The 14,939-nt window shown below is 72.3% G+C and carries 13 protein-coding genes; 4 read left to right on the forward strand and 9 right to left on the reverse strand.

Annotated elements, in window-relative coordinates; genetic code table 11:
* Window positions 1–117 precede the first annotated feature (117 nt).
* Window positions 118–984: an oxidoreductase gene (locus Sm713_RS39305; protein ID WP_212914697.1), complete on the reverse strand. Its 867-nt coding sequence runs from the start codon at window positions 982–984 to the stop codon at window positions 118–120.
* Between the two features lie 228 nt (window positions 985–1,212).
* On the opposite strand from Sm713_RS39305, the gene Sm713_RS39310 reads away from it, so the two are divergent.
* Window positions 1,213–2,094: a helix-turn-helix domain-containing protein gene (locus tag Sm713_RS39310; RefSeq protein WP_212914698.1), complete on the forward strand. Its 882-nt coding sequence runs from the start codon at window positions 1,213–1,215 to the stop codon at window positions 2,092–2,094.
* Window positions 2,095–2,403: 309 nt separating this feature from the next.
* On the opposite strand, the gene Sm713_RS39315 is transcribed toward Sm713_RS39310, so the two are convergent.
* On the reverse strand, window positions 2,404–3,324 hold the full coding sequence (locus Sm713_RS39315) for an NADP-dependent oxidoreductase (RefSeq protein WP_212914699.1): 921 nt from the start codon (window positions 3,322–3,324) through the stop codon (window positions 2,404–2,406).
* A gap of 167 nt (window positions 3,325–3,491) precedes the next feature.
* Between Sm713_RS39315 and Sm713_RS39320 the strand changes: the two genes are divergently transcribed.
* Window positions 3,492–4,025, forward strand: a complete 534-nt coding sequence (locus tag Sm713_RS39320) for a DinB family protein (protein ID WP_212914700.1) — start codon at window positions 3,492–3,494, stop codon at window positions 4,023–4,025.
* 120 nt (window positions 4,026–4,145) lie between these two features.
* Here the strand turns inward: Sm713_RS39320 and Sm713_RS39325 are convergent, their stop codons facing one another.
* Both Sm713_RS39325 and Sm713_RS39330 read right to left on the reverse strand, forming a co-directional pair.
* Complete coding sequence (locus tag Sm713_RS39325; RefSeq protein ID WP_249416966.1) at window positions 4,146–5,219, reverse strand: NAD(P)-dependent alcohol dehydrogenase; 1,074 nt, start codon at window positions 5,217–5,219, stop codon at window positions 4,146–4,148.
* A gap of 154 nt (window positions 5,220–5,373) precedes the next feature.
* Window positions 5,374–6,240, reverse strand: a complete 867-nt coding sequence (locus tag Sm713_RS39330; RefSeq protein ID WP_212914701.1) for a winged helix-turn-helix transcriptional regulator — start codon at window positions 6,238–6,240, stop codon at window positions 5,374–5,376.
* A 93-nt stretch (window positions 6,241–6,333) separates the two neighbouring features.
* Here Sm713_RS39330 and eno point away from each other — a divergent pair, with 93 nt between their 5' ends.
* Window positions 6,334–7,626, forward strand: a complete 1,293-nt coding sequence (gene eno, locus Sm713_RS39335) for a phosphopyruvate hydratase (RefSeq protein ID WP_212914702.1) — start codon at window positions 6,334–6,336, stop codon at window positions 7,624–7,626.
* A gap of 187 nt (window positions 7,627–7,813) precedes the next feature.
* Window positions 7,814–8,974, forward strand: coding sequence for an NAD-dependent formate dehydrogenase (locus Sm713_RS39340; RefSeq protein ID WP_212914703.1), 1,161 nt, complete (start codon window positions 7,814–7,816; stop codon window positions 8,972–8,974).
* 226 nt (window positions 8,975–9,200) lie between these two features.
* Here the strand turns inward: Sm713_RS39340 and Sm713_RS39345 are convergent, their stop codons facing one another.
* The 5 genes from Sm713_RS39345 to Sm713_RS39360 form a co-directional block, all read right to left on the reverse strand.
* Complete coding sequence (locus Sm713_RS39345) at window positions 9,201–10,628, reverse strand: MFS transporter (RefSeq protein ID WP_212914704.1); 1,428 nt, start codon at window positions 10,626–10,628, stop codon at window positions 9,201–9,203.
* Window positions 10,625–11,806, reverse strand: a complete 1,182-nt coding sequence (locus Sm713_RS39350; protein ID WP_249416968.1) for an LLM class flavin-dependent oxidoreductase — start codon at window positions 11,804–11,806, stop codon at window positions 10,625–10,627. Before Sm713_RS39350 ends, Sm713_RS39345 begins: the two co-directional genes overlap by 4 nt.
* A 280-nt stretch (window positions 11,807–12,086) precedes the next feature.
* Window positions 12,087–12,167 carry a putative leader peptide gene (locus Sm713_RS41915; RefSeq protein ID WP_374196147.1) on the reverse strand — a complete coding sequence of 27 codons (81 nt, stop codon included), beginning with the start codon at window positions 12,165–12,167 and terminating at the stop codon, window positions 12,087–12,089.
* Between the two features lie 304 nt (window positions 12,168–12,471).
* Window positions 12,472–13,635: a magnesium and cobalt transport protein CorA gene (locus tag Sm713_RS39355; protein ID WP_212914706.1), complete on the reverse strand. Its 1,164-nt coding sequence runs from the start codon at window positions 13,633–13,635 to the stop codon at window positions 12,472–12,474.
* A gap of 230 nt (window positions 13,636–13,865) precedes the next feature.
* Complete coding sequence (locus Sm713_RS39360) at window positions 13,866–14,801, reverse strand: SDR family NAD(P)-dependent oxidoreductase (protein ID WP_212914707.1); 936 nt, start codon at window positions 14,799–14,801, stop codon at window positions 13,866–13,868.
* Window positions 14,802–14,939: the final 138 nt, after the last annotated feature.

Raw genomic sequence — 14,939 nt, forward strand, 5'->3', positions numbered from 1 at the left:
CCCACAGGCGCCACCGCCATTATGCCCAAGACGGCGGCCTCCGCCGCGGTCGAGGGCGGAGCCGGCCGTACGACGGGCTGACACCCCGACCGCCGGGCGGCGGTGCCTGACGCGGTGTCACGTGCCGACGGCGTCGAGCTCCGCGACCACGTCCGCGGGCAGGCGGACATCCGCCGCGGCGATGTTCAGGCGCAGATGGGCCACCGAGGAGGTGCCCGGGATCAGGACCGTCGTGGGCGACCGCCGCAGCAGCCACGCCAGGGCGGTCTGCTGCGGCGTGACGCCCAGGTCGGCGGAGACGTCGAGCAGGATCTCGGACTGGGCGGGGGTCAGGCCGCCGAGCGGGAAGTAGGCCGCGTAGGCGATGTTCTCCGCCGCGCACCGGTCGACGAGCGGGTCGTCCTGCCGGTTGCCGAGGTTGTACAGGTTCTGCACGGCGACGACCGGTGCGATGGACTGCGCCTCGCTGAGCTGCGCCGGGGACACGCCGCTCAGCCCGAGGTGGCGGACGAGGCCTTCCCTCCGGAGCTCGGCGAGCGCGCCGAACTGCTCGGCGATCCGCCCCTCACCGATCGTCTCGAACGAGCCGGTGCGCAGGTAGCACAGGTCGAGGGCGTCCAGGCCGAGGTGCCGGAGGTTCTCGCGGACCTGGGCCTTCAGGTCGTCGGGCTCCAGAGCCGAATGCCAGCCCCCGTCCGTGTCCTGCCGCACTCCCACCTTGGTCGCGATGCACAGGCCCTCCGGATACGGGGCGAGGGCCTCCCTGATGAGCTCGTTGACGGTGACGGGGCCGTAGAAGTCCGCGGTGTCGATGTGGGTGACGCCCAGGTCGACGGCCTCCCGCAGCACGGCCAGCGCCTCGGTGCGGTCCTTCGGCGGACCGGAGGCCCGCGAGCTCGTGAGCCGCATCGCGCCGTAGCCCATGCGGCTGAGGGTGAGGCCGGGGGCCGGCGTCAGGGTGCCGCCGGGAACGGAGGGAAGCATGCCGTGCCCTTCTCTCGTGCGTCGCGGAGCGCTCGTGCGGTGCGGGCCGTGCGTTCCAGGCGACCGTGCTCCGGATGACCGTGTTCCGGATGACCGGCTGCACGCCGCCCGTTACCGGCACACCGCTCCGGCTCCCACTCTCCGCCATGGCACGGTGGCCTGCCAGCGCCCCTGGCCCCGCAGGGGCGTCCCCGCCCACCCCCGGCGGGGCGGGACTAGCGTGGAGGCATGGAGAGCACGAACGCGCTCGGGGAGTTCCTCCGCGCCCGGCGCGACCTGGTCCGTCCCGAGGACGTGGGGATCGGCGGGGGCGGACCGCGGCGGGTGCCGGGGCTGCGGCGGGAAGAGGTCGCGGCGCTGGCCGGGATCAGCGCCGACTACTACCTCCGCCTGGAGCAGGGCCGCGACCGCAACCCCTCGGTGCAGGTGCTCCAGGCCGTCGCCAGGGTGCTGCGCCTGGACGCCGACGCGACCGGCCACCTCATCGGCCTCGCCGGCACCCGCCCCGCCTCCCGGCCCCGTGGGGCCAGGAGTGGAGGAGGCGCCCGGCACGCCCCGCCGCGCGAGGAGGTGCCGCCCAGCATCCTCCAGCTCATCCAGGGCTGGACGCACAACCCGGCCTACGTCCAGAACCGTCTCACCGACGTGCTCGCGGTCAACTCCCTCGCGAGCGCCCTGTCGCCGAACTACTCCCTCGGTGTGAACCTCCTGCGGGCCGTCCTCCTCGATCCCGCCGAGCGCCGGCTGCGGCGCGACTGGGAGGAGACGACCGCGGAAGGCGTGGCGGGCCTGCGGGCGGGTGCGGGCCCCGAGGTCGACGATCCCGGGCTGGTCGAGCTGGTCGACGAGCTGTCCCTGCACAGCGAGCGCTTCAGGTACCTGTGGGGCCGGCACGACGTACGCCTCCACAAGTCCCGGGTCAGCCACCTGTCCCACCCCCAGGTCGGTGACATCGACCTGCAGTCCGACAAGCTCGCCATCACGGGCACGGAGGGACTCGTCCTGGTCGTCTTCCACGCGGCGCCGGGCAGCCGCAGCGCCGAGCTGCTGGACATCCTGGGCAGCCTCGCGGTGCCCGGCGGCCAGGGGTCTGAGCGGGAGGCCAGGTAGGCCCCGGCCTCGGGGGAGGCCTTGGCGTAGGAGCCCGGGTCGAGGGGCGGCTCGGGTCGTACTCGATGAGCAGTTGCAGCCCTTCGGCGACGGTGCGCCCGGCGATCAGTTCGGCGGGGGTGAGGGCCATGTCGATGCCCGAGGACACCCCGGCCGCGGTGACGATCCTGCCCTGTGCCACGGGCGGCGACCGCGTGCCGCCCGGCTCTGGAGGAGCTGGGCCGGGTGCCGCGCGGTTCCTGGGCCGGGTGCCGCCCGGTTCCCGGACCCAGTGCCGCCCGGTTCCTCATGGGCCGCCCGGGCGCCGCCTCAGGGAACCAGAACGATCTTGCCCTGCGGGTGCCCCTGCTCCAGTTGCCGGTAGGCGTCGGCGACCTGGTCCAGCGGGTAGGTGCCCGCCACGGGCGCCTCCACCTCCCCGGTGACGACCAGATCGGCGAGGTCCCGCAGGGTCTCCGGCATCGGGACCATCCCGCCGGTCGCGAACCGCGCACCGTACCTGTCCGCGCCGGCGCGGTCGACGATGGTCGCCACGCGCTCGGGCCGCACCCCGAGCTCCACCGCGAGCTGGACGTAGTCCGCGCCGAAGGCGTCGAGGAACGCGTCCACGCCGCCCGGCGCCGCATCGTGGATGCGGTCCGCCACGCCGGGGCCGTAGGCGATCGGGATGGCCCCGTGCTCCACCAGCCAGCCCTGGTGCTCCTCGCCGGCGATCCCGATGACGGTGGCCCCGGCGCGCTTGGCCAGTTGCACCGCGAAGGAACCCACCCCGCCGGTGGCGCCGGCGATCACCAGCGTGTCGCCCGGCCTGATGCCCAGAGCGTCCAGGCCGGCCCAGGCGGTCGTCCCCGCGACCTTCAGGGACCCCGCCACCTCCCACGGCATCCCTTGGGGCCGGGGGGTGAGGTGGGCGGTGGGCACGGCGGCGAACTCGGCCTGGCCGGAGCGGTTGTCGACGTATCCGAGGACCTCGTCGCCCTCGGAGAGCGAGTCGACGTCCGGGCCGAGCTCGACCACGGTGCCGGCCAGGTCGCTGCCCTGTCCCTGCGGGAAGTCGGCCGGCCACATGCCGCTCATGGCCCCCTCGCGTATCTTCGTCTCGGCCGGGTTGGTGCCTGCCGCCCTGACCTGGACCAGGACCTCGTCGGGCCCGGGAACGGGTCGGTCGACGTCCGCTGTGTACAGCACCTCACGGCCGCCGTAGCGGTCCATCCGCACTGCCATGGGCATGGTGTCCAGCCTCCTCCTCGCCGGGGATCCAACGCGTCGCCGGGATCCGTCTGACCTGTGTCCTTGCCCAGTGCCCAGCACATGGCGATCCATGACGGCGGCGACGGCGCCGTCACCCGGGCGCAAGGCGGAGCGGACGGCTCGTGGCGGCTGTTAACGTCCTGGACATGTCACCACACGTGCCGGGCACCGGTGCCGAGAAGGAGATCCTCCATGCCAGCCTCCAGCGGCACCGCGCAGCGGTGCTCTGGAAGGTCGAGGGGCTTGACGACGAGCAGGTGCGGCGGCCGATGACGCCGTCGGGAACCCACCTGCTGGGCCTGGTCAAACACCTTGCGGCCGTCGAGTACGGATGGTTCTGCGAGACGTTCGGCAGGCAGGTGGAGCCCCTTCCGTTCGACCCCGACGACGAGAACGCCGACCTGCGCGTGGCTCCCGGTGAGACCACGGCCGACGTCCTCGCCTTCTACGCACGGGCCCGCGCGGCGGCCGACGGGGTCATCGGGGAACTCGACCTGGACGCGACCGGCACGGCCTGGCACGGCGCGCGGGTCTCCCTGCGGTGGGTGCTCGTCCACATGATCGAGGAGACCGCGCGGCACGCCGGGCACATGGACATCGTCCGCGAACTCATCGACGGGGCGAGGGGCGATCACCGTCCGGAGCGGACGGACTCCGGCGCCGTCTCCGGCACCTCCTGAGGCCGGGGCCCCCGGGCCGCGTCCGGCGCGAGCCTGCTCCGGTCCTCGGAGCCAGCCGCCAGGGCGACCCGGGAGCGCGTGCCAGGGCACCGCATCCCTCAGCCGCCGTCAACCGCCAGGTCATTCGAAGACGATGACCTGGCGTCCGATCACGTCGCCGTGGCCCAGCGCCTCAAGGTTCTCGTTCACGTCCTGCAGCCCCACCTTGGTGACGTTGTGCTTGATGAGCCCGGCGTCGGCGAGGGCCAGCACCTCGACGAGGTCGTTGTGGTTGCCCCAGAACGAACCGAGGTACGACAGCTCCGTCCCGACGAGCGGGAACAGCCGGTGCTCGACGCTCTCGCTCATGAGCCCCACGGATACCAGCGCGCCCTCGGGGCCCAGCACGTCGAAGTCCATGGAGATCGCCGCCTCGGCGCCGGTGCAGTCCAGGATCGCGTCGATCGTCCGCCGGCCGGTGAGCGACTCCAGCTCGTCCTGCACGGCCTCGGCCGACTTGTCCCGCGTGTTGATTCCGTGGTCCGCGCCGTTCTCCACCGCGAGATCCAGTTTGCTGTCGGTGCGGTCGAGGGCCACCACGGTGGCCCCGCCTCCGAGCAGGCCGGCGTATTGGACGGCATAGCTGCCCAGGCCGCCGATACCGGTGACTCCGACGGTCCTGTCGGCCCCGAGTTTGCCGGCATCCCTCAGTTTCCGGAGCCCGCGGTAGGGGGTGAGGCCGGCGTCCGTCATCGGCGCGAGAATTTCGGGCGATTCCGCGCCGGCCGCCGAAACCCGGATCGCATGGCGGGCTTCCACGGCGATGTATTCGGCGAAACCCCCGGGGGGCCCGAAACCCACCCACCTGCCGTTACCGCTGCACAGCTGCTCGTTCCCCTCATGGCACTGCCGGCACGTACCGTCACCCCAGCTCGGGTTGATGACGACCAGGTCGCCCTCCGCATATCCGACCGTCGCCGGAACGCCGCTGCCCAACTCCTGGACATACCCTGCGATCTCATGCCCGGGGATATAGGGGAAGTCCAGGGGGAAGGCTTCCTTGAAATAGCCGTCCACGAGCTGGTAATCACTCCGGCACATGCCGGCGGCGGCGACCTTCACCAGAATCTCGGATGCGCCGATCTCGGGTACGGGAACCTCTTCGATCCGAAGGGGCTGCTGATATCCGTGCATGACGGCCGCTTGCATCTGCATGACGTATGCCCCGCTTTCCATGGCATTCCCCCCGGAATCCTCATCAGGGTCCGACAGGGTGCCCCTGCGGGCAAGTCGGCGGCATCCGATGACGGCCGCGGCCGTGGGCGCCCGAATGCGGTGGCTCCCGTGAGGTCCTCCCGGAGGCGGGAACTCAAGCGGTGCGGGCGCACCGTGCGGCCAGGTGCAGGCTCTCGGTGACGGCACGGGGAATGTCGACCACCGGGAACAGCACGTGCCGCACCGTCCGTCCGGCATCGACGACCACGATCACGCGCTTGTGCCGCAGGCGCCCGGCGCCCCGGAACGTCGGCAGCCGCAGAGCCGCCGCGAGGCGGTGGGACGCGTCGGAGAGGAGCGGGAACGGGATCGCCTCGGCGCGGGCGAAGTCCGCCTGCTCGTCCACCAGTTGCGTGCTCAGCCCCCGCACGTCCACCCCTGCCCTGCGGAAGTCGGGCCAGGCGTCCCTGAAGAGGCGGTTCTCCTGGGTGCATCCGTCGGCCCCGGGGATCTGCTCCTCCCACGCGACCCCCGTGCCCGGATAGGCGAAGACCACGGTCGCCGCGGCGTCCGGCGAGACGAGGGGCAGTTCCTCGCCGCCGGCGCCGGGCAGGTCGAGGCCGTCCGGCAACCGCGTGCCGGTCAGAGCGTGCACCCGGGTGTGCTCGGCGCCGTCCGCGGAGGCGGTCGCGGTGACGCTCCCGTCGCCCAGCATCCACCGGTCGCCCCATTCCTGCATCGCGACCAGCAGGGGCAGCAGCGCGGCTCCGGCCTCCGTCAGGAGGTACTCGTAGCGCACGGGGCGCCGCTGGTAGAGGCTCCGGTGCAGGACGCCCTGGGTGACGAGGCGGCCGAGACGCTCGGTCAGGACCTTGCGGGACAGCCCTATCTCGGAGGCGAGTGCGTCGAAGCGCACGCGCCCGCGGGCGATCTCCCGCAACACCAGCACGTTCCACCAGTCTCCCAGCACCTTCGCGGCCTGGGCGGTGCCACAGCTCTCGTCAGCGTTGTGCATCCTCATCGGCCCATAGTAAGTTCCCTTCCGGAACTCACTTTGTTTCAGAACGAAACTTACTGACACCCGCCACGCGGGCCCAGCGTGAGGAGACACACCGTGACCGCCATCAGACGAGTCGTCGCACGGGAGATCATCGACAGCCGGGGCAACCCCACCGTCGAGGTCGACGTCGAACTGGGGGACGGCTCGCTCGGCCGCGCCGCCGTGCCCTCGGGCGCCTCCACCGGGGCCCGGGAGGCCGTGGAACTGCGCGACGGCGACCCGGCCCGGTTCCACGGCAAGGGAGTACGGCGCGCCGTCGACGCCGTCAACGAGAGCATCGCCGACGCCGTTGTCGGGCTCGACGCGGAGGACCAGGCGCGGGTCGACATGGCGATGATCGAACTGGACGGTACGAGCGACAAGTCGCGGCTGGGCGCCAACGCCCTGCTCGGCGTCTCCCTGGCCACCGCCAAGGCCGCCGCTGCCGCCCACCGCCTGCCGCTGTACCGCTACGTCGGCGGAGTCGACGCCCGCCTGCTGCCGTTGCCGATGATGAACATCGTCAACGGCGGCGCCCACGCGGACAACCCGCTCGACTTCCAGGAGTTCATGATCGCCCCCATCGGCGCGGCCACCTTCGCCGAAGCCGTGCGCATGGGCTCCGAGGTCTTCCACACCCTGCGCGCCGACCTGGTCGCCGCGGGCCACAGCGTGAACGTCGGCGACGAGGGCGGGTTCGCCCCCGACCTGCGCACCGCCGAGGAGGCCCTGGACTTCGTCGTGGGCGCCATCGAGAAGACCGGCTACAAGCCCGGCACCGACATCACGGTCGTCATGGACCCGGCCGCCTCGGAGTTCTTCCACGACGGCGTCTACGACTACGCGGGCGAGGGCGTCCGGCGCACCCCCGCCGAACACGCCGACCACCTCGCCTCGCTCGTCGACCGCTACCCCGTCGCCTCCATCGAGGACCCGATGGCCGAGGACGACCACGACGGCTGGCGTGCCCTGACCGCCCAGCTGGGCGACCGCTGCCAGCTCACCGGCGACGACGTGTTCTGCACCAACGAGAGCCTGCTGCGCGCCGGGATCCGTGACGGCATCGCCAACTCGATCCTGGTCAAGGTCAACCAGATCGGCACCCTCACCGAGACCCTGGCCACGGTCGCCACCGCCCATCGCGCCGGCTACACCGTCGTCATGTCCCACCGCTCCGGCGAGACCGAGGACACCACCATCGCCGACCTCGCCGTCGCCACCGGTTGCGGTCAGATCAAGACCGGCTCGCTCTCCCGCTCCGACCGCACCGCCAAGTACAACCAGCTCGTCCGCATCGAGGAGGGACTCGGCGCCCAGGCCCGCTACGCGGGCGCGGACGTCCTCGGCCCGCGCCGGCGGTCGAGCTGAGGCGGGGGACCGGCTGCCCGTGCGCGTCTCGAACGGCCGTGACGGCGCCGGCTCGCTGATAGTCGCCGGCTATGAGCGCATAGCGAACTTCGTTTTGACCGGGTCGTTCGGTGCGGGAGATCGTTCAATCATCCTTCCTGCGCAGGGAAGCCGAGTTCTTCCGCATCCCAGGAGTTGGAGCCGCGACATGGCAAAGGTGCTCTGCGTTCTCTACGACGACCCCACCGACGGACACCCGGCGGCGTACGCCCGCGACGACGTCCCCGTCATCGACCACTACCCCGGCGGCCAGACCGCCCCGACCCCCGCCGCGGTCGATTTCACCCCGGGCCATCTCCTGGGCAGCGTCTCCGGCGAGCTCGGCCTGCGCAGCTTCCTGGAGTCCGCCGGGCACACCCTCGTCGTCACCTCCGACAAGGACGCCGAGGGATCGGTGTTCGAGCGCGAACTGGCCGACGCCGACGTGGTCATCTCGCAGCCGTTCTGGCCCGCGTACCTGACGCCCGAGCGGATCGCCGGCGCGAAGAACCTCAAGCTCGCGATCACCGCGGGCATCGGCTCCGACCACGTCGACCTCGACGCCGCGATCGCCCACGGGGTGACGGTGGCCGAGGTGACGTACAGCAACAGCATCAGCGTCGCCGAGCACGTCGTGATGACGATCCTCTCCCTCGTCCGCAACTACCTGCCGTCCCACCAGGTCGTACGGGACGGCGGCTGGAACATCGCGGACTGCGTGGCCCGGTCGTACGACCTGGAGGGCATGCACGTCGGCACGGTCGCCGCCGGGCGCATCGGCCTGGCGGTCCTGCGGCGGCTCGCGCCGTTCGACGTCAAGCTGCACTACACCGACCGGTACCGGCTGCCGCGCGAGACCGAGGAGGAGCTGGGCCTGACGTTCCACGAGAGCACCGGCGACATGGTGCCGTTCTGCGACGTCGTGACGATCAACGCCCCGCTCCACCCCGAGACCGAGGGGCTCTTCGGCGACGAGCTGATCGCGACGATGAAGCGCGGCGCCTACCTCATCAACACGGCGCGGGCGCGGATCGCCGACCGGGACGCCATCGACCGGGCCCTGCGCAGCGGCCGGCTGGCGGGCTACGGGGGCGACGTCTGGTACCCCCAGCCGGCGCCGTCCGACCACCCCTGGCGGACGATGCCGCACCACGGCATGACCCCGCACATCTCCGGCTCCTCGCTCTCCGCCCAGGCCCGCTACGCGGCGGGCACCCGCGAGATCCTGGAGGCGTGGCTCGCGGGCAAGCCGATCCGCGACGAGTACCTGATCGTCGACGGCGGAGCCCTGGCCGGCGCCGGAGCCCACTCGTACTCGGTCAACAGGTGACCGGCCCCTCGGCCGGAGCGTGATGGGTGGGGGCCACCCCCGTACCGCTTCGACGCGGTCGATGTGGACGCTCGTCGACATCAGGCGGGCGGTGGCTCTCCCCCCACGACGTTGATGCCCGGCTCCGGCCGGCCTGGCAGCGGGCACGGCCGCAGGGCGGGCGCGGCGACCTGAACCCCGAGCCGCGCAAGTCCCGTCCCTGCAGTGCCCTCCCGCAGCGAGTCGATCAGGTGCCATGGGCGACCCCCGACGCGCTGCTCCGGGGGCCGCCGGCCGGAGCCGCCGCGAGCGAGGGCCCGGCGGGTCCTGCGGCGCCGAGGTGCAGGTCGCGGTCGCGCAGCCGGACGGTGGCCCACATGCTCGCCAGCCCGGTCGCGACCAGGTAGCCGCAGGCGAGCCAGGGAGTGCCGGAGCCGAGTGCCATCAGTGCCGTCACGATCAGCGGGGTCAGGCCGGAGGCGAAGATGCCGGACACCTGGTAGACGACCGACATGCCGGTGTAGCGCACGGACGTGGGGAACAGCGCCGCGAAGAGGGTGCCCTGGGCCCCGTAGAACGACGCGTGCACCACGCCCAGCGTCGCCACCAGCGCCACGGCGAACGCCCAGTTCCCGGCGGCCCCGAACAGCCAGAACGCCGGGTAGACGGAGAGGGCGAAGAGCCCCATGCCCGCCAGGTAGACGCGGCGCGGGCCGGCCCGGTCCACCAGCGCACCGGACAGCGGCAGCAGCGCCGCCATCACCAGCGAGGCCGCGGTCACCGCCAGCAGCACCGGCGTACGCGCATGGTGCAGCGTCTCCGTCGCGTACGTGAGGGAGAAGACGCCCCAGGTGTTGAAGGACACCCCCTCACCCCACCGGGCGACCATGCCCAGCAGCGCGTGCCGCCGGGAGATCGGCTCGCGGGCCAGCTCCATCAGCGGCGTCGCCGACCGCTCACCCGACTCCTCGCGGCTGCGCCGCACCGCGTCGAAGTCCGGTGTCTCGGCGACCCGCAGCCGTACGGCCAGGCTGACGGCCACCAGCAGCAGGCTGACGAGGAAGGCGACCCGCCAGCCGTAGCCGAGGAAGGCCGCGTCGCTCAGCACCTTGCTGAGCAGGGCGAACACGCCGGTGCCCAGGGCGAGCCCGAAGGCGAGACCGAGCTGCGGGAAGCTGCCGTACCGGCCCTTGCGCCCCGCCGGGCCGTGCTCGACCGCCAGCAGCACGGCGCCGGCCCACTCGCCGCCCAGCGCCACGCCCTGCGCGACGCGCAGCACCAGCAGCAGCACGGGCGCGAGGAGGCCCACCTGCCGGTAGGTCGGCAGCACCCCGATCAGCGCGGTGGAGACGCCCATCAGGCCCATCGTGAACGCCAGGGTCCGCTTGCGGCCGATGCGGTCGCCGATGTGGCCGAAGAGCAGGCCGCCGAGGGGGCGGGCGAGGAAGCCGACGGCGAAGGTCGCGAAGGACAGCATCGTGCCGACCGTCTGGTTCGCGGTGGGGAAGAACAGCTTGCCGAAGACGAGCCCCGCGGCCGTGGAGTAGAGGAAGAAGTCGTACCACTCGATGGTCGTCCCGGCGAGGCTGGAGAGCACCACGGTGCGCAGCCGCCGGATGTCCGCACGCGATCGGGACGGCGGTGGCTCGGCGTGCGCCGTCTGCGCCGCGCTCATCGGGCCATGAAGGGGACGAGGCCCGGCTCGGCGGCGGCCGCCGGCGTTCCGGCCGTCCCGTCGGGCGCGCCGGCCGTGGCAGGGTGCCGCCACAGGCCGCGCCGCTCCAGGAGGGGCAGTACGCCCTCGCCGACCCAGTACGCCTCCTCCAGGTGCGGCACCCCGGAGAGGATGAACTCGTCGATGCCCAGGCGGTGGTACTCCTCGATCCGGTCGGCCACCTCCTCGTGGCTGCCGACCAGCGCCGTGCCGGCCCCGCCCCGCACCAGCCCGACCCCCGCCCACAGGTTGGGGTAGATCTCCAGGCCGTCGGTGCCGCCGCCGTGCAGCTCCCGCATCCGCCGCTGCCCCTCCGACTCGCTGCCGGCCAGCCCTCGCTGCACGGCGGCGATCCGCTCGGGGTCCATGCCCTCCAGCAGCCGGGTGGCCTCGGCCCAGGCCTGCGCCGACGTGTCCCGGGTGATGGCGTGCAGACGGATGCCGAACCGCACCTCGCGGCCCTGCTCGGCGGCGAGCGAGCGTATCCACTCGATCTTCTGCCGTACCTGCTCCGGCGGTTCGCCCCAGGTGAGGTACACGTCGGCGTAACGGGCCGCGACGTCTCCGGCGGCCTTCGAGGAACCGCCGAAGTAGACCTCCGGCGCCGGGTCGGGCAGCCGGTTCAGCCCGGCACCCTCGACGCGCAGATGCGGGCCGTCGTGGTCGACCCTCTCCCCGGCCCACAGGCGCCGCACGATGTCGAGGAACTCGCCGGTGCGCGCGTACCGTTCGTCCTTGCTCAGGAAGTCGCCGTACGCGCGCTGCTCCTGCGACTCGCCGCCGGTCACCACGTTCAGCAGGAGACGCCCGTGGGACTGGCGCTGGTAGGTGGCGGCCATCTGCGCGGAGAGCGTCGAGCTGACCTGGCCGGGCCGGAAGGCCACCAGGAACTTCAGCCGCTCGGTGACCTGCGTGAGCATCGCCGTGGTCACCCAGGCGTCCTCGCACCAGGCCCCCGTCGGGGTCAGGGCGCCGACGAAGCCGAGCTGTTCGGCGGAACGGGCGATCTGCCCCAGGTACTCGACGCCGGCGGGCCGGTCGCCGCGGGCCGCGCCAGGCACGGAGCCGTGGCCGCCGCCCACGATGTGGCGGCTGTCGCCGGTGGTGGGCAGGAACCAGTGGAACGTCAGTGCGGACACAAGGCACTCCAGAAACCGCAAGGGCGCGGTGGACGGGGGAGAAGGGGGGATGACGGCAGCCCGAAGAAGTCCGGCCCCGGGCATTCAGAGCATGGGGAGGCAGGACACCTCAGGGCCGCAGAGGCCGTCGGGAGCGAGCACGGCCGGCCGCCGCCGACCCGCTACCGGCCCCGCAAGAACGCGGAAGGACCGTGGAAGCCGCCCGGAGCGCATCCGGATCGGACGGGCACGGGAAAGCGGCGAGGGCGAAAGCGGGAGGCCGGACCGGTGCGGGGAGCGGTCAGCTGCGACAAGCGGCGCTGGAGCGGCGACACAGGTCGACGTGGAGGCGTTCCACGAGCAGGTCTCCAGCAGCGGTCATGCAGGCATTCTGTGCACGGGGGCGGGCCGCCTTCAAGACGTGGGCTGATTCGTTCCAGCACGTGAGACACACTGCCTGCCCCGTCTCGGCGCGGCTCCCGCACCGTCACGCCGCGTTGTGCACCGTCGCCGGGAGGTGCGGAGTGCCGACGGAGCAGCCGGTGGGGCCTGGCGGTGCCCGGTTCCCACCGGACCCGCCGAGCCGACCGTCCGGGCTGCCGCTGCCGCTGCCGCTGCCGCTGCCGCTGCCGTGAAGTGGAACGTGTGCCCCGGACGGCCTCAGCGGGGCAGAGTGGGCCTGGCCGCTACAGCCAGTCCCGGTGTTTGAACACCAGATACAGGCCGAGGCAGACCAGCGCCATCAGGACCAGCGCGAAGGGATAGCCGACGAGCCAGTGGAGCTCCGGCATGTGGTCGAAGTTCATGCCGTATACCGTGCCGACGAGGGTGGGCGCGAAGAGGATGGCGGCCCAGCTGGAGATCTTCTTGATCTCGTTGTTCTGGGCGTGGCCGGCTTCGGCCAGGTCCTTCATCTCCTGGTTCTGCGCCTGGGAGACGAGGGTGGCGTTGACGGTCAGGATGTCGCCGAGCATCTGCCGGAAGGCGTCCACACGCTCCGCGACGGTGGTGGCGTGGTCGGCGACGTCCCGCAGGTAGCGGCGGAGTTCGTCGCCGGTGCCGTACTTCTCGAAGCCGGCCTCCAGGTCCCGCATGATGGTCAGCAGCGGGCGGGTGGCGCGCTGGAACTCGATGACCTCGCGGGAGAGTTCGTAGATGCGGCGCGAGACCTTCGGGTCGCCGCCGAAGACCTCGGTCTCGATCTCGTCGATGTCGTTCTGGAGTCCGGCCACCACGGGCGCGTATCCGTCGACGACGGCGTCCAGGATCGCGTAGAGCACCGCCTCCGGGCCCAGCGCCAGCAGCTCGGGTGTCTCCTCGAGGCGCGAGCGTACGGCCCCGAGGTCCGGGGCCTGGCTGTGGCGCACGGTGAGCACGAAGTCCGGGCCCACGAAGATGTGGAGCTCGCCGAAGTCGACTTCCTCCGTCTCGTCCAGGTAGCGGGCCGAGCGCAGCACGACGAACAGCGTGTCGTCGTACCGTTCCAGCTTGGGGCGCTGGTGGGCGACGATGGCGTCCTCCACGGCCAGCTCGTGCAATCCGAACCGGTCCGCCGCCTGCCAGAGCTGGGCGGGGGAGGGGCGGTACAGCCCGATCCAGGCCACCGTGCCGGGCTCGCCGGGCGGCTGCTCGTAGATGTCCTCCAGCGAGGCCGGCACGTCGATGCGCCTGCCCTCGCGGTAGACGGCGGCGTCCACGACGCTGCGCTCCAGGGGCGCGCGCGGCTCGACCTCCGACCTCGGGTCCATCGAGTGCTCAGGGGCGGGTTCCTCTCCGCTCCGGCTGCTGTGGCCGGCCGGGCGCAGGGGCCACCTGCGGGCGCGGGCCGCGCGTGCTCGCCAGTCGGACATGAACGCACCTCCAGGTACTCGAACCTGGACCGCAGCCTAGGCCGGAGCGGGAGGGGTCTCGCGCGGCAAGGCCGGCAAGGCCGGTGAGGCCGGCGAGGGACGGGCGGGCCGCCGCGATCCGGTGTTCCCGGCGGCCTCGCTCGCACCGTTCCACGACGGGCGACGGGCTACACCTCCCGGCCGCCGGCGGCGAACCCCTCGATGGCGCCGGCGGGCTGACCCGCCGCGCGTCATCCGAGCATCTTCTCGGTCGCCTCCCACATCCGGTCGGCCAGCTCGGGGTCGACCGCGTAGGCGGCGACACCGGTCCCCCTGGGATCGGGCTCCGCCCGCACGGGTGCCACGGCGTTGTCCTCGAAGTAGCGGCCGGTGATCCCGCTGACCAGCGGGGACGCGGCGAGCAGCACCGAGGTGGAGGCGCCCTGCTCCGGGGTCTTCCAGCCCGGCGGTACGTCGAGGGTGTTGCCGTCGGCGTCCTTGGCGCCGACGAACGCCAGCTGCTCGTCGTCGAGGTGGCGCTGGAGTTCGGTCATGATGCCGCCGGGGTGCAGGGCGTTGACGCTGATGCCGTCGCCCGCCCAGCGCTTCGCCAGGGCCGTGGCGAACAGCACCACGGCCGTCTTGGAGCGGGCGTAAGCGGCCCACCGCTCGTAGGGGGTGTGCTCGAAGTGCGGGTCGTCCAGGTCGACGGGCGACATGAGGTGCGCTGACGAGGCCACCTGGACCACGCGGGCGTCACCGGCGGCGGCGAGCGCGTCGTGCAGGCCGAGGGTGAGAGCCGCCGGGCCGAGGTGGTTGACGGCGAACTGGTACTCCCACCCCTCGGCGGTGCGGGTCAGCTCCGGCAGCGCCATGACGCCGGCGTTGTTGACCAGGATGTGCAGCGGGCCGTGCCACGCCGCGGTGAACGCGGCGATGCTCGCGCGGTCGGCCAGGTCGAGGCGGGCCACGTGCGCTCCGATGGCGTCGGCGGCCTCCTTCGCGGCCTGCGGGTTGCGGACGGCGACGGTGACGTCGGCGCCGGCTCGGGCGAGGGCGCGGGCGGTGACCAGGCCGATGCCGGAGGCACCGCCAGTGACGATGGCGCGACGTCCGGTGAGGTCGGCTCCTTCGAGGACGTCGGCGGTTGTGGATGCGGCCGTGAAGGGAAGCGAGGTGGTGGACATGGCTCCTGCTCGTGGATGCTGATGTGGGTGCGGGTGTGAGTGAGGGGTCCGGAGGCCCGGCGGTGTCGAACCGGGTCTGCGGTACGTGCAACCTCTCAGAAAAGTTCCAACTAGTTGGTTGTTTTCGGAGGAAAGTAA

This window comes from Streptomyces sp. TS71-3 (genome assembly GCF_018327685.1).
GTDB lineage: Bacteria > Actinomycetota > Actinomycetes > Streptomycetales > Streptomycetaceae > Streptomyces.

What these genes read in the sequence shown, in the direction of transcription:
- Sm713_RS41915 (WP_374196147.1), bottom strand. Translation starts at nt 12,167, where the DNA reads ATGACCGCTGCTGGAGACCTGCTCGTGGAACGCCTCCACGTCGACCTG.
- Sm713_RS39360 (WP_212914707.1), bottom strand. Translation starts at nt 14,801, where the DNA reads ATGTCCACCACCTCGCTTCCCTTCACGGCCGCATCCACAACCGCCGAC.
- Sm713_RS39330 (WP_212914701.1), bottom strand. Translation starts at nt 6,240, where the DNA reads ATGAGGATGCACAACGCTGACGAGAGCTGTGGCACCGCCCAGGCCGCG.
- Sm713_RS39310 (WP_212914698.1), top strand. Translation starts at nt 1,213, where the DNA reads ATGGAGAGCACGAACGCGCTCGGGGAGTTCCTCCGCGCCCGGCGCGAC.
- Sm713_RS39305 (WP_212914697.1), bottom strand. Translation starts at nt 984, where the DNA reads ATGCTTCCCTCCGTTCCCGGCGGCACCCTGACGCCGGCCCCCGGCCTC.
- Sm713_RS39320 (WP_212914700.1), top strand. Translation starts at nt 3,492, where the DNA reads ATGTCACCACACGTGCCGGGCACCGGTGCCGAGAAGGAGATCCTCCAT.
- Sm713_RS39315 (WP_212914699.1), bottom strand. Translation starts at nt 3,324, where the DNA reads ATGCCCATGGCAGTGCGGATGGACCGCTACGGCGGCCGTGAGGTGCTG.
- Sm713_RS39355 (WP_212914706.1), bottom strand. Translation starts at nt 13,635, where the DNA reads ATGTCCGACTGGCGAGCACGCGCGGCCCGCGCCCGCAGGTGGCCCCTG.
- Sm713_RS39340 (WP_212914703.1), top strand. Translation starts at nt 7,814, where the DNA reads ATGGCAAAGGTGCTCTGCGTTCTCTACGACGACCCCACCGACGGACAC.
- Sm713_RS39345 (WP_212914704.1), bottom strand. Translation starts at nt 10,628, where the DNA reads ATGAGCGCGGCGCAGACGGCGCACGCCGAGCCACCGCCGTCCCGATCG.
- Sm713_RS39325 (WP_249416966.1), bottom strand. Translation starts at nt 5,219, where the DNA reads ATGCAGATGCAAGCGGCCGTCATGCACGGATATCAGCAGCCCCTTCGG.